Source organism: Flavobacterium pasteuri (assembly GCF_048286615.1).
In the GTDB taxonomy this organism is placed as follows: domain Bacteria; phylum Bacteroidota; class Bacteroidia; order Flavobacteriales; family Flavobacteriaceae; genus Flavobacterium.
In genome coordinates, this window is record NZ_JBLVPN010000004.1 from 204,187 (window position 1) to 223,144 (window position 18,958).

The 18,958-nt window shown below is 31.7% G+C and carries 18 protein-coding genes; all 18 read left to right on the forward strand.

Annotated features, from left to right (window positions below; genetic code table 11):
* The first annotated feature begins 1 nt into the window (after position 1).
* Positions 2-781: a glycosyltransferase family 2 protein gene (locus ACNQF6_RS07925; RefSeq protein ID WP_417964792.1), complete on the forward strand. Its 780-nt coding sequence runs from the start codon at positions 2-4 to the stop codon at positions 779-781.
* 78 nt (positions 782-859) lie between these two features.
* On the forward strand, positions 860-1,735 hold the full coding sequence (locus ACNQF6_RS07930; protein WP_417964794.1) for a beta-1,6-N-acetylglucosaminyltransferase: 876 nt from the start codon (positions 860-862) through the stop codon (positions 1,733-1,735).
* Between the two features lie 72 nt (positions 1,736-1,807).
* A complete protein-coding gene (locus tag ACNQF6_RS07935; protein WP_417964796.1) occupies positions 1,808-2,884 on the forward strand; it encodes an acyltransferase family protein in 1,077 nt (358 codons plus the stop codon).
* A gap of 220 nt (positions 2,885-3,104) precedes the next feature.
* Positions 3,105-3,827, forward strand: coding sequence for a class I SAM-dependent methyltransferase (locus ACNQF6_RS07940; RefSeq protein ID WP_417964798.1), 723 nt, complete (start codon positions 3,105-3,107; stop codon positions 3,825-3,827).
* A 265-nt stretch (positions 3,828-4,092) separates the two neighbouring features.
* Positions 4,093-4,905, forward strand: coding sequence for an FkbM family methyltransferase (locus ACNQF6_RS07945; protein WP_417964800.1), 813 nt, complete (start codon positions 4,093-4,095; stop codon positions 4,903-4,905).
* An 81-nt stretch (positions 4,906-4,986) separates the two neighbouring features.
* Complete coding sequence (locus tag ACNQF6_RS07950; RefSeq protein WP_417964802.1) at positions 4,987-5,850, forward strand: glycosyltransferase family 2 protein; 864 nt, start codon at positions 4,987-4,989, stop codon at positions 5,848-5,850.
* Complete coding sequence (locus ACNQF6_RS07955) at positions 5,834-6,946, forward strand: glycosyltransferase WbsX family protein (RefSeq protein WP_305627613.1); 1,113 nt, start codon at positions 5,834-5,836, stop codon at positions 6,944-6,946. Before ACNQF6_RS07950 ends, ACNQF6_RS07955 begins: the two co-directional genes overlap by 17 nt.
* The gene (locus ACNQF6_RS07960; RefSeq protein WP_417964805.1) at positions 6,915-7,853 is read left to right on the forward strand and encodes a glycosyltransferase; all 939 of its coding nucleotides are present in this window, start codon (positions 6,915-6,917) and stop codon (positions 7,851-7,853) included. The genes ACNQF6_RS07955 and ACNQF6_RS07960 overlap by 32 nt, the downstream gene beginning before the upstream one ends.
* A gap of 20 nt (positions 7,854-7,873) precedes the next feature.
* A complete protein-coding gene (locus ACNQF6_RS07965; RefSeq protein WP_417964807.1) occupies positions 7,874-9,019 on the forward strand; it encodes a glycosyltransferase family 4 protein in 1,146 nt (381 codons plus the stop codon).
* Positions 9,020-9,022: 3 nt separating this feature from the next.
* Positions 9,023-9,904, forward strand: coding sequence for a glycosyltransferase family 2 protein (locus ACNQF6_RS07970; RefSeq protein ID WP_417964809.1), 882 nt, complete (start codon positions 9,023-9,025; stop codon positions 9,902-9,904).
* Between the two features lie 57 nt (positions 9,905-9,961).
* Positions 9,962-11,122 carry a cytidylyltransferase domain-containing protein gene (locus ACNQF6_RS07975; RefSeq protein WP_417964811.1) on the forward strand — a complete coding sequence of 387 codons (1,161 nt, stop codon included), beginning with the start codon at positions 9,962-9,964 and terminating at the stop codon, positions 11,120-11,122.
* The gene (locus tag ACNQF6_RS07980) at positions 11,115-11,987 is read left to right on the forward strand and encodes an N-acetylneuraminate synthase family protein (protein ID WP_417964813.1); all 873 of its coding nucleotides are present in this window, start codon (positions 11,115-11,117) and stop codon (positions 11,985-11,987) included. The genes ACNQF6_RS07975 and ACNQF6_RS07980 overlap by 8 nt, the downstream gene beginning before the upstream one ends.
* A 231-nt stretch (positions 11,988-12,218) precedes the next feature.
* Positions 12,219-13,616, forward strand: a complete 1,398-nt coding sequence (locus ACNQF6_RS07985) for a glycosyltransferase family protein (protein WP_417964815.1) — start codon at positions 12,219-12,221, stop codon at positions 13,614-13,616.
* Between the two features lie 28 nt (positions 13,617-13,644).
* Entirely contained in the window at positions 13,645-14,550 is a 906-nt protein-coding gene (locus tag ACNQF6_RS07990; RefSeq protein WP_417964816.1) for a hypothetical protein, read from the forward strand.
* A gap of 2 nt (positions 14,551-14,552) precedes the next feature.
* The gene (locus tag ACNQF6_RS07995; protein ID WP_417964818.1) at positions 14,553-15,986 is read left to right on the forward strand and encodes an MBOAT family O-acyltransferase; all 1,434 of its coding nucleotides are present in this window, start codon (positions 14,553-14,555) and stop codon (positions 15,984-15,986) included.
* A 396-nt stretch (positions 15,987-16,382) separates the two neighbouring features.
* The gene (locus ACNQF6_RS08000; protein WP_417964820.1) at positions 16,383-16,706 is read left to right on the forward strand and encodes a GIY-YIG nuclease family protein; all 324 of its coding nucleotides are present in this window, start codon (positions 16,383-16,385) and stop codon (positions 16,704-16,706) included.
* Between the two features lie 452 nt (positions 16,707-17,158).
* Positions 17,159-18,034 (forward strand): hypothetical protein, encoded by an 876-nt coding sequence (locus tag ACNQF6_RS08005; protein ID WP_417964822.1) that lies wholly within the window; start codon positions 17,159-17,161, stop codon positions 18,032-18,034.
* Positions 18,035-18,168: 134 nt separating this feature from the next.
* Positions 18,169-18,945 (forward strand): FkbM family methyltransferase, encoded by a 777-nt coding sequence (locus tag ACNQF6_RS08010; RefSeq protein ID WP_417964824.1) that lies wholly within the window; start codon positions 18,169-18,171, stop codon positions 18,943-18,945.
* Positions 18,946-18,958 lie beyond the last annotated feature (13 nt).

Below are 18,958 nucleotides of genomic sequence, written 5' to 3' on the forward strand. Positions count from 1 at the left end.
AATGATTTCAGTTGTTATAAGGAATAAAAATCAATCCGTTGCGCTCTCTTTTTTGTTGAAAAATTTGACAGAAAGATATCGTGATGACATTGCGGAGATCATTGTTATCGATAATCTATCTACTGATTCCAGCAAGGAAGTTACGGAACAATTTGGGGCACGTTTCGTTAGTATCAAAAATTTTAGTTTTGGCAGCAGTGCTAATGTGTGTGCCAGAGAAGCTCGATTTCCTGTAGTGGTTATTTTTAGTGCACATTCGTATCCTGTCAGCCATGATTTTTTTAGGTTAATACAAGCGAAATTTGAAAATAATCCTAATTTAGCCGGATTACGGTGTTTGCACAATACCAATGATTATAAAAATTTTATCAATAAGATTCCAGCAGCAATTGATCCTAATAAATCAGGGTTGATTTTCTCAGGCTCGGCTTTTAGTAAAGCAATTTGGGAGAAACATCCTTTTAGAGAGGATGTGGCTACCTTTGAAGATAAGGAATGGACCACCAGAGTTTTAAAAGAAGGATATGAAATTGATTTTGTAGCGGCAATATTTAGTTATGAAATCAAGCGAAGCCGGAGGCAATTATTTTTTCGATTCAAGAATGATATAGTAGGAAATTATCAGTTGTGGCATCAAGATATTAGTTTATTGCAAGCTATTAAAGGATTGTTGGTAGGTGTTTTTTATTTAGTAAAATCTTTTGTCTTAGACTTGTGGTATATGGTTTTACGGTTTTTATATTTGGTTAAATTTATTTATAATAAGCCAGATAAGTTTTGAAAATGATTATAAAAGAATTTAAATTTTTAGGGGTTGAAAATATAATTAATTAGCTATTGTGCTAACTAACAGTGAATAATGACACAAGCCATTTTGATTACTGCTTACAAAAACTATCATCATTTAGAAGAAATTATTACTTTTTTTGATGATGATTTTGAAATTTACATTCATATAGATAGAAAGAGTATAATAACAAAACAGGAATTGTTGCGGTTAGAACAATATGATATAGTAAAATTAATTTCTCAAAAATATAAAGTAAATTGGGGTGGTTTTAACCATTTAAGAAGTATTGTTTATTTATCTGAAATGGCACTCAAAAATCCCCAGAATTATTATTTTCATTTGATAAGTGGTCATGATTTTCCAATAAAAAAGGTTTCGGATTTTAAGAAGTTCTTCAGGAATACAGATAAAGAATTTATTGATTGTTTTGAAGTTCCTTTTTCTGGATGGGGTACTACTGGTGGATTAGACCGGTTAGAATATTATAATTTATATGATTTGTTTAATTGGAAAATAGCTTTTCAAAAAAGAATAATAAAAAAAATCATTCATTGGCAAAAAAAAGTAGGTTTTAAAAGAAAAATGCCTCTCAATATAACAAAATTCTACGGTGGCTCAACTTGGTGGAGTTTATCTAGAGCCTGCTTGAATTATGTTGTTGTTTATTCAAAACAAAATAAAAATGTTTTCACAAGATTTAAACACACCTTTTGTTCCGAAGAATTTTATTTTCAAACTGTATTAATGAATTCTAGTTTCAAATCTAAAATTTGTATTGATAATTTGAGGTATATTGACTGGTCAAATAGGAATGGAAATAATCCATCTGTTTTGGACGAAACAGATTTTGAAAAAATATGCCATTCAAATTCGTTTTTTGCACGCCGATTCGAATATCCAATGGCATTAAAAATTAGAAATAAAATTAAAATTTTTTTAAATTGATTTTTAAATTTCATCAATTTAAAAGGAGGATCTTTTTGCCGAACATTGAAATACATATCTATAAATAATATAATGACTAAAAATAATAATTTTGATTTCCTAAGGTTTTTGTTTGCACTTTTAGTAGTTGTTTCCCATTCTTATCCGTTGTCAGGAGATAATGAGCGTTCTCAATGGATTTATCAAATTACAAATGGGCAAATCGTTTTAGCTCAAATAGGATTAAGTGGATTCTTTATTATTAGCGGGTATTTTATTTTTCAAAGTTTGGAGCGCAGTAAAGATCTTTTAGATTATTTCAAGAAACGTTTTTTGAGACTTTTTCCAGCTTTGGCAGTAGTTTTGATACTTTCCATTATTTTGGTCCCCTTTGTATATGAAGGAGAAGTTTCTTTTTTTAAAAATACATCAGTTTATACCTATGTACCCTATAACCTTAGTTTGTTTGGTTTTCAGTCCAGTATAAAAGGGATATTTGATACCAACGCCTATCATGCTATTAATGGGTCTTTATGGACTATTCGATATGAGTTTAGTTTATATATAGCAGTAGCATTGCTCTTCTTTTTTAGAACACAAAAACAGCTGGTAACTTTTATGCTTTTAGTTGGTTTTACTATTTTTATGCTGCTTTATACTTTTTGTCTTAATAGATTTGGAGGCTCATCTTTATTTGGATTGCAAGGAATACATGTACTCAACTTAGGAACTTTTTTCATTAGCGGCAGTTTGTTGGCATCATTACAATTTGAAAAGATAAAACATAAGAGTATAATTTTGGGTATATCAATTTTGATTTTAGTCCTATCCCTTTATTTTAATTGTTATGATTCGGTCAAGCATCTTGTTTTCCCTATTGCTGTTCTACTAATAGGTTTTATTCCTTTACCTTTTATACGTACTTTTGGAAAATTTGGGGATATGTCGTATGGAATTTATATCTATAGTTTCCCTATTCAACAAACGTTGATGTACTTTTTTAAATTGAAAACATATGAATTACTAATTTTTTCTGTTATGATTTCGATAGTTTTTGGGTGTCTATCTTGGCATTTAATAGAAAAAAGAGCATTGAAATATAAAAGGGAGTTTATTTTAAATAAAGAAGATAAAGAAAAATTCGATTGGGGAAAGATTGTAAATGTTTAATTAATTAGTGGTAGTTTAGAGCATTAATATATTGCGAATAAATTTAGCTATTTTGTCCTTTCAAAGAAGAAGAAATCACACAACGTGAGTAACTAAAGAGATTTTTCATTTTACATTAGGTTCTACAGATTTGAGAGGTAGAAAAATTTAAAAGAGTTTTAACTCTACAGGAATATTGATTCTTTATAATCCTGATAAAATTAGATCATAAATATATTTGATGAAAAAAGATATTAAAAAATATAAAAAGGAGTGGTTCATTGATTTGAAACCTGAAATCTTGCCCATTTCCGTTTATATTATAAGAAAGTCATTGTTAGCCGCTGTTGCTGAGTTGAAACCTAAATTGAATGGTAAAGTACTTGATTTAGCATGTGGAATTATGCCCTATAAAGAATTTTTAATGTCTGATAAAATTGAAAATTATATAGGGATTGATTTAGAGCCAAGCGAATATCATCATGATGTAAAACCTGACTTTTATTGGAACGGGATGGAAATTCCATTAGAAGATTCATCAGTAGATTTTGTTTTGGCTACTGAATTTTTAGAGCATTACTTTGATACCGCTACTATTTTAAAAGAAATTAAAAGAGTTTTAAAACCAGGAGGTATCTTCTTTTTTACAGTACCTGGAATTTGGCCACTGCATGAAGAACCATACGACTATCATAGATTTACTCCTTTTGCATTAGAAGAGCATTTTAAACGAGCTCAATATACTTCATCAGTAATTAAACCTTTAGGTGGGTTTTATTATCATTTTGCCTTATCAATAGCCTTGTTTTTTGAATTTAGATTTTCTAAAAAATATAGAAATATTATGAAGCCATTTGTAAGTGTATTTGCAAATTTTTTAATTAAGAAAGATAATAAATCGCAGCAATTACCCTTTAAAAACGGACAAATGTATTCTGGGTTATATGGTTTTGCTACTAAATGATTTATTAATAATAAACCAAAGAAGTTTTGACATCCATATCAAAATTACAGTAAATAATTTCGCTTTTTCCTTTGCCTTATTGAAAGTAAGTTTTCTTGCAGAACCCTTGTCGGGAAGTGATGAAAACAAACTTTGTTTGTGAGCATTTAATAGAAAAGAAAGCGTTGCTATTTAAAAATGTAATATGATTTGAATACTAGTTTCTTCTGTTAGGTTATGATTGACACTGGTATCATTTGAATAAATAAATAAACACACACACACAATGTTTATAAAAATACTCCAAGCCCTAAAAAAAGAATATCGTACGATAAAAAATTTAGTAGCGCCACATCCCTTATTTTCTACTATTGATAAATTTAAATTATCAAAGATTAAAAGAGATACTAATAAAAAAGGATTCATTTATTTAAAGCCCAAAGGTTTGTTGCATACTATTAAAATTCGTAGAAATTTTATTGACAAAGAAGTTGTGCACTATGTGTTACAAGATCAGTATCATTTGCCTCCCACGTTGTCAAAAATTTCAGCTAATCCTGTAATTCTTGATTTAGGCAGTAATATTGGTTTTACAATAGTACATATGAAACACATCTATCCTACTTCAAAAATTATTGGATATGAAATGAATAGAGAAAATTACCTTCTTGCTAAACGAAACACCAAGTTTTATGATAATGTGACGGTAGTTAATACAGCGGTATGGATAGAAGATGCGACAGTAACGTATAGAAATACGGCAAATTATGATTCGTATGCCATTTTAAATGACATAGGAAAAAAAGATGCAGATGAGTTAATAGAGGTGCCGTCACTCAAACTGGCCAGCATCATAAAAAATCATAATCTTACTCATATTGATTATTTAAAAATGGATATTGAGGGGGCCGAGAAAGCGATTCTGGAGTCTGAGGATTTAAGTTGGATGGACAAAGTGGGTGCGATGAATATTGAAATGCATTTGGATAGAAATAATGATCTAAACGAATTTCTAGCGATTATTGAAAATAGAGGATTTACTGTTTGGAAGGATTCTAAGCATTGGTCAAGTATTTTTGCAGTGAGGAATAATCTTTGATTTATACTATTGTTGTAATCAAAATAATGAATATTGACACGTTAAAATAAGACCTATTAGTATTGTTTTAAAGAAATCAAAATGAATAATAAGATATCTGTAATCATACCCTGCTATAATCAAGCCCTTTTTTTAGAGGAAACATTACAATCTGTTTTAAATCAGACTTATTCTAATTGGGAATGTATTATAGTAAACGACGGTAGCTCTGATAATACTGAAGAAGTGGCACTTGCCTGGTGTGAAAAAGATTCGAGATTTACCTATTTGTACAAAGAAAACGGGGGGTTAAGCAGTGCCAGAAATGCAGGAATAGCAGTTTCAAATGGAGAGTATATTCAGTTGCTGGATTCAGATGATTTGATTGTTAAAGAAAAATTTGAACTTCAAATTTTAGATTTGCAAGAAAGTCAAATTGCGGTTTCAAACTATTTCTCTTTTCAAGACGGTAATATAGAGATAATTGCAGAGAATAGGTATCTTTCGCCTTTTCTATCTGAAAATGATTTTAAAAATGAAATAATTTCTGATTGGGAATATCTAAAATCGATACCCTGTCATAGTGTTTTATTCAAGAAAGCGCTACTTGATAAACATGATATTCGATTTGATGAGTCCTTGCCAAATCATGAAGATTGGGTGTTTTGGGTGATGTTGTTTTATTTTTCGGATACTATTAAAAACAATAAACAAGTTCTGGCTTTATATCGTATAAGGACTCATTCCATGAGTGTTGATTATAAATTGATGAAGATTGGTTTCTTAAAAGCTGCGCAAAAACTAGAACGATTTTTTCATATTCAAAAGAATACAGCATTAAAGAAGCAGGTAAAAAAAAAATATAAAGAAATATATAACAAAGGCAGAAGATCAACTGTCAATAGGCTAAAATCAAAAATTTATTTACTCAAGTCTTACTGCAGGAATTATGTCAGAAAAAATTAAGCCAATAGCAATTTATCTTCCCCAGTTTCACCCGGTACCTGAAAACGATCAATGGTGGGGAAAAGGGTTTACAGAATGGACCAATGTGACTAAAGCTATACCTAAATTTGATGGTCATTATCAACCCCATTTGCCAGCTGATTTAGGTTTTTATGATTTAAGACTTGAAGAAGCTCGATTAGCACAAGAAGCTTTGGCTAAACAACATGGTATTTACGGATTTTGCTACTATCATTATTGGTTTAATGGTAAAAGAATGCTCTATGAGCCATTAGATAGGAAGTTAAAAAATCCCAAAGAAGATTTTCCTTTTATGATGTGTTGGGCTAATGAAAACTGGACCAAAATATGGAATGGTGGTGATAAAGATGTTTTATTACATCAGGAATATAGTGTTGAGGATGATTATAGCCATATTAAGGTTTTAATTTCTTATTTTAAAGATTCTCGTTATATTAAAGTAAAAAACAAACCTATTTTTATTATTTACAGACCAAAATTGTTTCCTGATATGAAAGCTACAATTAAATTGTGGCGGGAGGAAGTTATCAAGGCTGGTTTTCCAGGTTTGTATATTGGTTTTGCTGAAACCAAGGAGTATTTTAATGGAACAAATGAAGATGGTTTTGATTTTTCATTCAATTTTCAACCAGATTTTGCTATTAGGCCTTCTGATTATAAAGATTCTTTATTTAAAAGATATTGGTTTGCTTTATTAAAAAAATGCGCAATCTCATATAAAAACAAGTATCAATTTATTTATGATTATGAAGAATTTGTAAATCTTCAAATAAAAAATAAATTTAAAGATAATTCCTATCCCTCAATAACTCCTATGTGGGATAACTCAGCAAGGAGGAAAATATTTTATTTTATACTTCATAATTCTACTCCTTCTAAATATAAAAAATGGTTAGATCATATTCTTTCTAATTATCAATGGGAAAAAATGCCAGAGTCATTTTTATTCATTAATGCTTGGAATGAATGGGCTGAAGGAAATCATTTGGAACCTTGTCAGAAATGGGGTAGTGGCTATTTGAAAGTTACTAAAGAAAGTATTGATGAATTTCAAGAACAAAATAATCATGAATAAACCAGTTGTAAGTGTTTTTATCCTTACTTACAATCAAGAACAGTTCATAGCTCAAACATTGGATAGTATCTTGATGCAAAAAACCAATTTTAATTATCAATTGGTTATTGGAGAAGATTGCAGTACGGATTCAACAAGGACTATTTGTGAAAATTATGCGGTTAAATATGGTGATAGAATTATGTTGCTGCCAGCTTTAGAAAAAAACATAGGTCTTATTAATAACTACATGAGAACAATCGCGGAGTGTAATGGTAAATATATTGCTATTTGTGATGGAGATGATTATTGGATTGATGACTATAAACTACAAAAGCAAGTTGACTTTTTAGAACAAAATCCAGATTATTCAATAGTTTATACAGCGCTTCAAAGACTATTTCCTAATGGTGAAATAAAAGAATACAATTATCATTTGAATAAGAGAGTATTAAATTTTGATGATTTGATTTTTGATAATTTCATGCATTCAGTGACAGTAGTTTTTAAAAACGTATTAAACGAAAAAAATAGACTACCAGAATGGATTTTAAAATTTCCATTTGGGGATTGGCAAACGTATCTTTGGACGATAAAAAATGGTGGGAAAATTCATTTTTTGAAAGATGTAACAGCCTCTTACAGGATGGATATTGGTCTGTCTGCAGTATACATGAAAAAAAATAGTGCTTTTTTGAAGAGGCTTATTTCTCTTTTGGAGGAGGTGTATCAGGATGAGCATTTTTATCATAAAAAAGAAATTATAGCAAAGAGTATTTTTAATAAAAAAAGAAATTTGATGACCAGTTTGAATAGAGAAAAAAGTTATTTCAAAGGATTACTTTTGTTTTTAGTTCTTTTGCTAAAAACGAATGGGAAAATTAAATTGTCCAAATTATATCTTTATTCTATTTATAAAAGTATTTAATATAAAGAAACTAAAAACTAATGAAAATACTTATGGTAGCCATACCGAATCATCATTTTTTTCAATGGGTCAACCAGTTGAAAGAGTCGGGCTATGAGGTATATTGGTTTGATGTTACCGATGGCGGTAACAAGGTAGACAGAATAGATTGGGTGCGTCAAATAAAAGGATGGAAATTAAAGTATAATTATCCTTTAAGACATTTTTTTAAAAATAAATTCCCTCAAATTTATAAAGGGATTCAAAAATACAATGAAAGAAAAATAGCTGCTGTTTTTGAGAAAGTGCTTAAAGAAATTCAGCCAGATATGGTGCATTGTTTTGAAATGAGATTAGCGGGGTTTCCCATTTTAGAAATAATGGAACGGAGACCAAATCTAAAATTCATTTATTCCTCTTGGGGTAGTGACATTTATTTTTTTAAAGAGTTAGGGGTTCAAGAAGAACAATTTAGCCGATTTTTGACAAGAGTCGATTATTTAATTACCGATTGCAAAAGGGATTATGAAATTGCAAAACAAAATGGTTTTAAGAATATTTTTTTGGGAGCGTATATTGGCAATGGAGGATTAACCATTGAAGAGAAGTATATTCAAGCTATAAATGAACGAAATGTTTTTATCATTAAAGGGTATGAAGATGGAGTAGGTAAAGCTTTAAAAGTGATTGAAGCTATAGAGTTATTGCCTTTACAATTATTTACAAATTTGCAAATAATTATTTATAGTGCTGATATATCTGTTCAAGAAAAAGTAGAGAATTCCTCTTTTTTTAAATTATTAAAAGTAAAAATATATATAAGAGGTCAATTTATTGCAAATGCTGATTTGTTGGAAATTATGGGGAAAAGCAAGATACATATTGCGAATAGTATTTCAGATGGTCTTCCAACTAGTAGTGTAGAAGCAATGGGCATGGGAGCTTTTCCGATACAGTCTAATCCAGGGAAAGTTTCGGAAGAAGTCATAACGCATGGAGTAAATGGTTTTTTGATTGAAAATCCTTTAGATACTGCCGAAATTGCAAATTGGATTGAAAAAGCAATTTTAAATCAAGAATTGAGGATAAATGCACAAAAATATAATGTTGATTTTGTGAATAAAAATTACAATAGGGAGTACTTGAAAACAGAGATTGTACAATTATACAAAGGTATTTTATCATAAATAATGGAAGTGTCAATACTTATCGTAACTAAAAATAGACCGGACGAACTGGAAATTACCTTAAATAGACTAATCGGTTTACTTGATTTGGCACTTCATGAAGTATTAGTTTTTATTGATGGTTGTAAAAAAACGGAAGAGTTAATTACAAAATATCCATGGGTGCAATGGGAAAATTCAGAAATAAGTATCAGTGCTTCGCCTGCAAGAAATAAGTTGTATAAAAAAGCAACAGGTAAAATTTTTATAGGATTAGACGATGATGCACACCCTTTGAGCAAAGATTTTATTACTCAAACACAATCCGTTTTTTTAGAAAATGAAAGAATTGGTATTATTGCTTTTCAGGAAATTAGAGGTATTTTTATTTCAGATGAAGAAGCTTTGATAAGGGCTGAGCCGAAAATGGATAGTTATCCAACAAATGATTTTGTAGGATGTGGTTTTGCGATAAAAAAAGAAGTATATAATAGCACAAATGGTTTTCCCGTTTGGATTGATATTTATGGCGAAGAATCTTGTTTGGCTATTGAAGTATTAGATTTAGGTTATGATATAAACTATGATAATACAATAATTGTGAATCATAGAGTGGATAAAAAGAAACGGTTAGGGCAGGGCAGGAATTACTTTCGCTTCGAAAAGCAACTCAAAAACACTATCTATTATTATGTGGTGTATTGTCCAAATCCCATGCTAAAAATAGGAAGATTACTATTTCATAATTTTAAAAAATATGGACTTTACAATTTTACATATTTTAAGTTGTTTTGGAGCGCCCTTTTTAGTGTAACAAAAGAGTTACATGCTGTTTTACAATTTAGAAAACCAGTGCAAGAAAGTACTTTAGCAAAAATGAAAACTGTAAAAGGAATAAAATATTAAGTTGTAACTAATACTAATTAAAACTATTTTTGAAACAAAAGCGAAAAAAATATAATTATGAAAAAAATAGGTATCATTCCGCTTCGCAAAGATTCTAAAGGAATTCCAGGGAAAAATAAAAAGAAAATGGTTGGGCGTCCCTTGTTTTCTTGGGTGCTCACTGAAGCTATTTTTTCTGATTTGGATGCCGTTTATGTGTTTACAAACGATACGGAAATCATTAGTTATGTAGAGCGGGAATACTCTTGGACCAATAAGGTATTTGCGGTGTTGCGTAACGAAGAAAATGCAAATGATACCGCTTCTACTGAGAGTACCATGATGGAGTTTTCTGAGAAAATTAATCATGATTATGCTGTTTTATGTTTGCTTCAAGCGACTTCCCCGTTAACATTGGCAGCTGATATCAATAAAGTATTGGATAAAATCACCACAGAAAAATTTGATACAGCACTTAGTGTGGTAAAAACGCATCGTTTTACCTGGAATAGTGATGGAACGCCACAAAATTATGATGTGTTCAACAGACCCAGAAGACAAGATTTTGAAGGATTATTAATAGAAAATGGTGCGGTATATGCTACCAAAAAAGAACTTTTTCTACATTCTAAAAATAGAGTCAGCGGTACTATTGGATTGGTAGAAATGCCAGAGGAAACTTTGATGGAGATTGACAGCCTCTCCGACTGGAATATTGTTGAAAATCTATTGATGGAACGACAAAAAGCAATGAAAACCAATCAACGGATTCAATATTTAGTACTGGACGTTGATGGTGTTTTTACAGATGGAGGAGTCTATTATAATGAAGCGGGGGAAATGGCCAAAAAGTTTGATATGCGCGATGGTATGGGATTAGAAATTTTAAGAGAAAATAATGTGGAAGTGATCACGTTGACTTCTGAAAATTCTAAACTGGTTGCACAACGTATGGTAAAACTGCAAATTAAAGAGGCGTTTTTTGGTGTCAAGGATAAATATTCTTTTTTAAAGCAATTCCTAGCCACTAAAAACAGTAGTTTTGGCGCTGTTGCTTATGTAGGGGATGATGTGAATGATCTGACTAATATGTGTAGTTCCGGTTGGTCTTTTGCTCCAGCAAATGCGACTGCTGTTGTGAAATTAAACGCTGATTTTGTACTTGGTACTGCTTCAGGAGCCGGAGCGATTAGAGAAGTTTGTGAAATGGTATTAAAGTATAATAAAAGATATGACTGAGTATAAAAAACCGTATGTAATTGCTGAAATTGGCTGTAATCATAAAGGAGATATAGAAATTGCAAAAGAATTGATAAAGATTGCTAAGATATTTTGTAATGTTGACGCCGTAAAATTTCAAAAAAGAAACAATACCGAATTGTTGACTGAGGAGCAATACAATGCACCACATCCTAATGCCAGTAACTCTTATGGCGATACTTATGGTGCGCACAGGGAATTTTTAGAATTTGATGTAAATCAGCATCGAGAGTTAAAAGATTATTGTGAATCTATAGGAATTACGTATTCCACTTCAGTTTGGGATACGACTTCAGCCAAAGAAATAGCTTCTTTGAACCCAGAATTTATAAAAATACCATCCGCTTGTAACAATAATTTTGATATGTTGGGTTGGTTGTGTGATCATTACCAAGGGGAAATTCATATTTCGACCGGGATGACCACTAAAGACGAAGCGGATACGCTAGTCAATTATTTTGTTGAAAAAGGCAGAAATAAAGACTTGGTGTTGTATAATTGCACTTCAGGCTATCCAGTACATTTTGAGGATGTGTGCTTGTTAGATATTAATTTGCTAAAGCAAAAATATGGTGCTATTGTAAAACATATTGGTTTTTCCGGACATCATTTAGGAATAGCGGTAGATGTAGCTGCTTATACATTGGGAGCCAATATAATCGAAAGACATTATACAATAGACCGTACTTGGAAAGGTACTGATCATGCTGCTTCATTAGAACCTATGGGATTGCGAAAATTAGCGAGAGACTTAAACGCAGTTCACAGTGCTTTGTCCTTTAAATCAATGGATATTCTACCTATAGAACAAGTGCAGAGGGATAAGTTGAAGAATAAAAAGTAGTATAACTGTCCGCTAAGCAGAGCAAAATTTCTATTATATTTTTAAACTATTAAGAAATTAAGAAATTAAGAAATTAAGTTTTAACCTTAATAAACCTTAATTTCTTAATGGTTTAAAGAGAAAAAGAACTTTATTTTTTATAAAAAAAATAAAAAATTAGATCGGTATTAGTAACAGATAGCCGCAAAAAAATCAATAATTAAACCCCAAACGAGCTTGATTAATTAGATTATGAGTAAAAAAATATTTGTTTTTTTTCCTGACGGAGTGGGTTTACGTAATTTTGCGTTTACTCAATTCAAAGCAATGGGAGAACAAAAAGGACATCAAATTGTCTATTGGAATAATACCGTTTTTTCTCTAAAAGAGGAGTTGGGTTATGATGAGGTTAAAATTGAGAACCATAGAATAAATAGGTTAACGCCAATCTATTCCCGCATTAGAAAACACATCGAATTGAATGTTTCTCAAAAAAAATTTAGGGATGATGTGTATACTACGTATAAATTTCCTTTTAGTTACACAGGTTTAAAAAATACAATGATAACGCTTTATACGAAATTGCTTATCGGATTGAATTCATCAGAAAAAGGGATTTTGCGCATTCGAAAACGAATCAATAGTCTAGAACGTACCACTGAAAAATACCAGTATTGTAAAGCACAGTTGCAAGAACACCAACCGGATTTGGTGTTTTGTACCACACAACGCGCCACGCAATCCATTGGCGCTTTATTGGCGGCCAAAGATTTAGGGATTCCTACTGTTGCTTTTGTGTATTCTTGGGACAATGTGCCTAAGGCGATGCAAGTGGTGGAAACGGATTATTATTTTGTTTGGAGTGATTTAATGAAATGGGAAGTTTTAAAATATTATCCCTTTGTACAGGAATCTCAAGTTATTGTTACCGGGACTCCACAATTTGAACCGCATTACGATAGCCGATTGTTGCAAGAAAGAGACGTTTTTTTTGCCCAAAATAATTTAGAAACCGCCAAGAAATACATTTGTTATTCCGGTGATGATGAAACCACTTCGCCATTGGATCAATATTATTTAGAGGATTTGGCTCATGCTGTACGCAGCTTAAACAGCAAAGGAAAAAACTTGGGGATTATCTATAGAAAATGCCCCGTTGATACCACTAATCGATATGATGCTGTTTTGCATGCGAATGCTGATGTAATTGTCGCAATAGACCCAATCTGGAAACCTATGGGAAAACAATGGAATGAAATTTTGCCCACTAAAGAAGATTTAGCGCTCTTGTATAATATTTGTGCCCATTCTGAATTTGTGACCAATGTGTGTTCCTCTACAGTTTTTGATTTTGTGGCCCATGAAAAACCGTGTATCTATTTCAATTACGAGCAACCCCAATTAAAAAAGGGCATTCGAGACATCGGACAAAATTATAAGTATGTTCATTTTAGAAGTATGCCCAGTACTGAAGCAGCAGTGTTTTGTACTGATAAAAAAGAGTTGGAAAATTTAGTAAGTCAAATCTTAGAAGGGAAACTATCAAATGTTTCAGAAGGGAAAAAATGGTATGAAATTGTGGCTGGTGTAACTCCAACAAAAGCTTCAGAAAAAATATGGGAAAATATTGATGCAATTTTAAAAAGATAAAAATTTGAGTTATTACTTTTAGTCCTTTATGAAAAAATTTGTAATTCAAATTATTGGTGTTTTAATTGTAACTCTAATGCTACTGTTAGTACTCGATTTTATGTATACCACTATTTATGAAAATGCTAAGCCAAGGACTAAATTCCAGTATTTGAGAAGTCTAAAAAGTACAAAAGTTAATTATATATTTTTAGGTTCATCAAGAGTTGAAAATGGAATTGATCCATTTATTGTAGAAAATAAAACTAAAAAAAAATGCATTAATTTAGGGTATGAAGCTGCTAAATTAGGAGATATTTTTACGGTTTTGCAATTATTGAAGTCGTATGCGATTGTCTCTGATACCGTATTTATTCAAGTTGATTATATTTTTGACATTAAAGGTCACTCCATTAATTTACCATATGAAATGGCACCTTTTATTAAGGAAAATCAAATAACAAAAGATTATTTGATTGATTATGTAGGAAAAGACCCTGGCCTGTACTATGTTCCCTTTATAAGATATTGTGGAAGCGATCAAAAGATTGGATTTAGAGATGTTTTTGCTAACGTCATAGGTAAGAAAACGACAGTAGTCGCAAATAAAGGGTATAGTCCTTTGGCACCAAGAATCAATGAAAGTAAACACACGAAACATTTTTCTTTACCAGCTTCTATTGCATCACATAGTCCTTATTATGAAAAAATAAAAAAATTTGGTGCTGCAAACAATATAAAAATTGTCTTTTTTTGTGCTCCTTTTTGTAGACATACTAAAAATTTGGATTACATAAAAAAATTGAAAACTAAAATTCCATATTTATATGATTTTTCTAATGCCGTAGCTGACGATTCGATGTTTGTTGACTGTTTTCATTTGAATGAAATGGGGGCAAGTAAATTCACTGAGATTTTAGTAAAAAAAATAATAAATAATAAAAATAAAATTTAGGCATGTTTTTTAATTCCCTATCCTTCGCTGTATTTCTGCCCATCGTATTCCTGTTGTATTGGTTTGTTTTTAATAAAACTAAAAGCACTCAAAATGCAGTTCTCATTATAGCGAGTTATTATTTTTATTCTTGTTGGGATTGGCGTTTTTTGTTTCTATTGGTTTTCTCTACTTTTTTAGATTACTACACTGGGATTCGAATCGAAAAAGCAAAAACTGAGACTGGACGTAAATTTTGGTTTTGGTTGAGTATCAGTATCAACCTTGGTTTTCTGGGTATATTTAAATATTACAATTTTTTTGCTGATTCTTTTTCTGAGTTATTGAATGGGTTTGGATTACAAACAAGTCCTTTGTTGCTGAATGTAGTTTTACCTGTGGGTATTTCGTTCTATACCTTTCACGGATTATCCTATGTTATTGATATCTATTTAAAAAGAATCAAAGCCGAATATAATTTTGTAGATTATTCCTTGTTTGTCAGTTATTTTCCATTGCTTGTTGCCGGCCCCATAGAGAGAGCCACGCATTTATTGCCACAAGTAAAAGTAAAACGTAGTTTTGACTATCAAAAAGCCAAAGAAGGAATCTACCAGTTTATCTGGGGATTGGTAAAAAAAGTAGTTATTGCCGATACTTGTGCGACCTATGCCAATGCCATTTTTGATAATTACGAATCCATGAATTCGCTGTCATTGTTATTGGGAGCCGTTTATTTTGCGTTTCAGATATATGGTGATTTTTCCGGTTATTCAGATATGGCTCTGGGAATGTCAAAATTATTTGGAATTGATTTGTTGCGTAATTTTAACTATCCTTATTTTTCCAGAGATATAGCGGAATTTTGGCGTCGATGGCATATTTCCCTATCGTCTTGGTTTCGGGATTATTTGTACATTCCTTTAGGAGGAAGCAGTGGTGGTATGGCGATGAAAATTCGAAATACCTTTGTGATTTTTTTAGTCAGTGGTTTTTGGCATGGCGCTAATTGGACATTTATAGCTTGGGGATTTATAAATGCCTTGTATTTTTTACCGTTGCTGCTTTTAAAAAAGAATCGGTCTAATATGGAAACGGTTTCATTGTATTGGAATTGGAGCTCTTTTAAAGTAATTTTAAGTATGATTAGTACTTTTTCATTAACCTGTTTGGCCTGGGTGTTTTTCAGGGCAAAATCGATAGGAAATGCTTTGGACTATATTGGTCGTATTTTTACGAATCAGCGTTTTTTACCGCAGTATTTAGAAAATGAGCGCTATAATTATGAAATTGTTTTGTTGACTGGCATTTTTGTAGTAGTTGAGTGGAAAAGCCGAACGCAGGTGGAACCTATTTCTGGAAGATACAGTAGTCTTAAATTAGCATTATGTATTGCAGCTATCGTTGCTTTAGGAACCTATTCTGATTATAAAGAATTTATTTATTTTCAATTTTGATATTAATAAGGAGATTGATTTTAAGGAACATCTAGATTATAATTCGTTTCTGCTTATTATACACTTTAGCAGTAATAAAGCGTCTCGACTGTACTTAGTCATCGCTTAAGATGAGCTTCAGTCGAGTTGTCAAATCGAGTCCTTCGGCTTCGCTCAGGACGGGCTTCAGTCGAGTTGTCAAATCGAGGGCAGTCGAGATTCGTTTAGTAATAGAAGTCGTCTCGACTGCGCTCGACGTGACAAGAATGGGTACGATGTCAAATCGAGTCCTTCGACTTCGCTCAGGACGGGCTTCAGTCGAGCTGTCAAATCGAGTCCTTCGGCTTCGCTCAGGACGGGCTTCAGTCGAGATGTCAAATCGAGCGCAGTCGAGATTCGCGTAATAAAAAAAGTGATATGAAATTCTATTATGTATATATTCTTCTTTGTAACGATGATTCGCTCTATATAGGAGTAACTTCTGATATTGACAGGAGATTTATCGAGCACAATGCCGGTAAATATCCAGACGCCTATACACATAGTAGAAGACCTGTGAAGTTAGTCTTTTATCAGGATTTTACAGAGCCGAATCAGGCTATTGAGTTTGAAAAAAAATTAAAAAAATGGAGCAGGGTTAAAAAACAGGCATTAATTGATGGGAATTTTGATAAATTACAAGATTTGTCAGAATGCAGGAATGCAACACACCATCAATATAAACCAGATGTGGAAGAATAGTTTGACTACCTGGCTCGATTGTAATTCGTAATAGCACAGTATAAATTTTCGATGTGACAAAGCGTCTCGACTGCGCTCGACCTGACAAAGCGCAACTCAGTTAAGAAATCGAGTCCTTCGGCTTCGCTCAGGACGGGCTTCAGTCGAGCTGTCAAATCGAGTCCTTCGGCTTCGCTCAGGACGGGCTTCAGTCGAGCTGTCAAATCGAGTCCTTTGGCTTCGCTCAGGACGGGCTTCAGTCGAGCTGTCAAATCGAGCCCTTCGGCTTCGCTCAGGACGGGCTTCAGTCGAGTTGTCAAATCGAGCTCAGTGGAATAAAAAGCGTCTCGACTGTAGTTCGTCTCCGCTCAGTATAAACTTTCAACTTTACAAGAAAAGGCAAGTTGTGAAATCCAATGTAGTTGAGTTGTAAAAGCGAGCGCTTTCAATAACGTAAATAATTAGAATTTAAGATGAAACGGTTTTTAATTTTTACCATCAAAATGCTTTTGCTGACCTTATTTGTGTTGGTTGCATTAGATTTAGTATATACAAAAGTGTATTTACAATCCTCCAATAGAGGGAAAATAGAGAATGTCTTTAATTCAAAAGGCAGGGCTTATGATGTAGTAATTTTAGGATCCTCCAGAGCTAATAATCATTTTGTTGCTCCGATGTTTGAAGACAAAGGATTGAAGGCTTTTAATTATGGTATGAGTGGCGGGCATTTGTTTGAAGCCTCATTGCTGCTCAAATTAATGATAGAACGGAAGTATGTCATAAAAGATGTGATACTTGAAGCTGATTTGAACTTGTCTAATGAGAAGGAATCTGAGAGTGTGGCATCTAAGTTTATGCCTTATATTCACGATTCTAAAGTTATTGCAGCTCATTTTGCACAACAGCCTGATTTTTGGGTTAACTATTACCTTCCTTTTTACAGGTATATTGTTTTTGAACCTCAAATTGGGTTTAGAGAAATGTATAACGCTGCACTAAAAAAACCAACCAAGTTATTGGATCATCTAGGCTATTATCCGTTGGGTAAAAACCCGAATGCCAATATGAAAAATGATTTGACTAATCTAAAACCCTTGCATAATAAATACTATGAAGAAATAAAGCATCTTTGCAAAATAAATAATATTAACCTAATAGCCGTTATGACACCCATGTGTACTAATACCAAAGGATTAAATTATTTTGAGAAAGTGCATCAAATGTATCCCGAAATTCATAATTATGAAAAAGCGGTAGAGGGTGATGAATATTTTTCCTCCTGTGGGCATATGAATGATACCGGGGCACGCAAGTTCACGTCCATAATTTTACATGATTTTTTTAAATGAAGTAAAGTATGAAAGGCAAAGAAATATAATCTTTGTAATCATTTTAGTAATTAGAAAACTTGGTAAAAAATCTCCGGATTTCTTGGATTATTTCAAAAAATATACAATCACAATTTTAAAAAGAATAAAATAGCATGAATATCAAGAATATATTTAAAAATTTATTTGGTATAAATAATATAAAATTTATTAAGTCATGGTTTGTAAGTTCAAATGAGAAGATTCTTATTGAGCAAAGACGCAATTTTTATAATCAATTCCTTAAACCGGGAAGTGTCTTTTTTGATATTGGAGCAAATTATGGTAACAGAATTGAGCCCTTAATAAATGATAATATCAAAATTATTGCAGTTGAACCGCAGATTGAATGTGTTAGGTATTTAAGAAAAAAATACGGAAAAAAAATTACAATACTTCAAAATGGTGTTGGTGAAGAAATTAAAACTCAACTGATGTATATTTCAACTAATGCTAATATTTTATCTTCATTTTCAAAGGACTGGATTGATTCAACTAAAAATAGCGGAAGATTTAAAAAGATTAACTGGGATAAAACTCGAAAAATTGAAATGATCACTTTAGATTATTTGATTGAAACATACGGGAAACCAGATTTTATTAAAATTGATGTTGAGGGTTTTGAATTGGAAGTGCTAAAAGGTCTTTCTCAAAATGTGAATGTACTATCTTTGGAATATACAGTACCTGAGAGAAAAGAGGCGTTAATTGATTGTTTACATTATTTAAATAACTTGTCTAATACAAATGTTTTATTCAATTATTGTATAACAGAGAATACAGAATTTGCCTTACCGCAATGGATTGGTTTTAATGAATTAATTATGATTGTTAACACAAATACATTTTTAAATACTCAATTTGGAGATGTTTATGTGAAATTCAATCAATAATTGTAACAAGTAT

What these genes read in the sequence shown, in the direction of transcription:
- ACNQF6_RS07925 (WP_417964792.1), top strand. Translation starts at nt 2, where the DNA reads ATGATTTCAGTTGTTATAAGGAATAAAAATCAATCCGTTGCGCTCTCT.
- ACNQF6_RS07930 (WP_417964794.1), top strand. Translation starts at nt 860, where the DNA reads ATGACACAAGCCATTTTGATTACTGCTTACAAAAACTATCATCATTTA.
- ACNQF6_RS07935 (WP_417964796.1), top strand. Translation starts at nt 1,808, where the DNA reads ATGACTAAAAATAATAATTTTGATTTCCTAAGGTTTTTGTTTGCACTT.
- ACNQF6_RS07940 (WP_417964798.1), top strand. Translation starts at nt 3,105, where the DNA reads ATGAAAAAAGATATTAAAAAATATAAAAAGGAGTGGTTCATTGATTTG.
- ACNQF6_RS07945 (WP_417964800.1), top strand. Translation starts at nt 4,093, where the DNA reads ATGTTTATAAAAATACTCCAAGCCCTAAAAAAAGAATATCGTACGATA.
- ACNQF6_RS07950 (WP_417964802.1), top strand. Translation starts at nt 4,987, where the DNA reads ATGAATAATAAGATATCTGTAATCATACCCTGCTATAATCAAGCCCTT.
- ACNQF6_RS07955 (WP_305627613.1), top strand. Translation starts at nt 5,834, where the DNA reads ATGTCAGAAAAAATTAAGCCAATAGCAATTTATCTTCCCCAGTTTCAC.
- ACNQF6_RS07960 (WP_417964805.1), top strand. Translation starts at nt 6,915, where the DNA reads ATGAATTTCAAGAACAAAATAATCATGAATAAACCAGTTGTAAGTGTT.
- ACNQF6_RS07965 (WP_417964807.1), top strand. Translation starts at nt 7,874, where the DNA reads ATGAAAATACTTATGGTAGCCATACCGAATCATCATTTTTTTCAATGG.
- ACNQF6_RS07970 (WP_417964809.1), top strand. Translation starts at nt 9,023, where the DNA reads ATGGAAGTGTCAATACTTATCGTAACTAAAAATAGACCGGACGAACTG.
- ACNQF6_RS07975 (WP_417964811.1), top strand. Translation starts at nt 9,962, where the DNA reads ATGAAAAAAATAGGTATCATTCCGCTTCGCAAAGATTCTAAAGGAATT.
- ACNQF6_RS07980 (WP_417964813.1), top strand. Translation starts at nt 11,115, where the DNA reads ATGACTGAGTATAAAAAACCGTATGTAATTGCTGAAATTGGCTGTAAT.
- ACNQF6_RS07985 (WP_417964815.1), top strand. Translation starts at nt 12,219, where the DNA reads ATGAGTAAAAAAATATTTGTTTTTTTTCCTGACGGAGTGGGTTTACGT.
- ACNQF6_RS07990 (WP_417964816.1), top strand. Translation starts at nt 13,645, where the DNA reads ATGAAAAAATTTGTAATTCAAATTATTGGTGTTTTAATTGTAACTCTA.
- ACNQF6_RS07995 (WP_417964818.1), top strand. Translation starts at nt 14,553, where the DNA reads ATGTTTTTTAATTCCCTATCCTTCGCTGTATTTCTGCCCATCGTATTC.
- ACNQF6_RS08000 (WP_417964820.1), top strand. Translation starts at nt 16,383, where the DNA reads ATGAAATTCTATTATGTATATATTCTTCTTTGTAACGATGATTCGCTC.
- ACNQF6_RS08005 (WP_417964822.1), top strand. Translation starts at nt 17,159, where the DNA reads ATGAAACGGTTTTTAATTTTTACCATCAAAATGCTTTTGCTGACCTTA.
- ACNQF6_RS08010 (WP_417964824.1), top strand. Translation starts at nt 18,169, where the DNA reads ATGAATATCAAGAATATATTTAAAAATTTATTTGGTATAAATAATATA.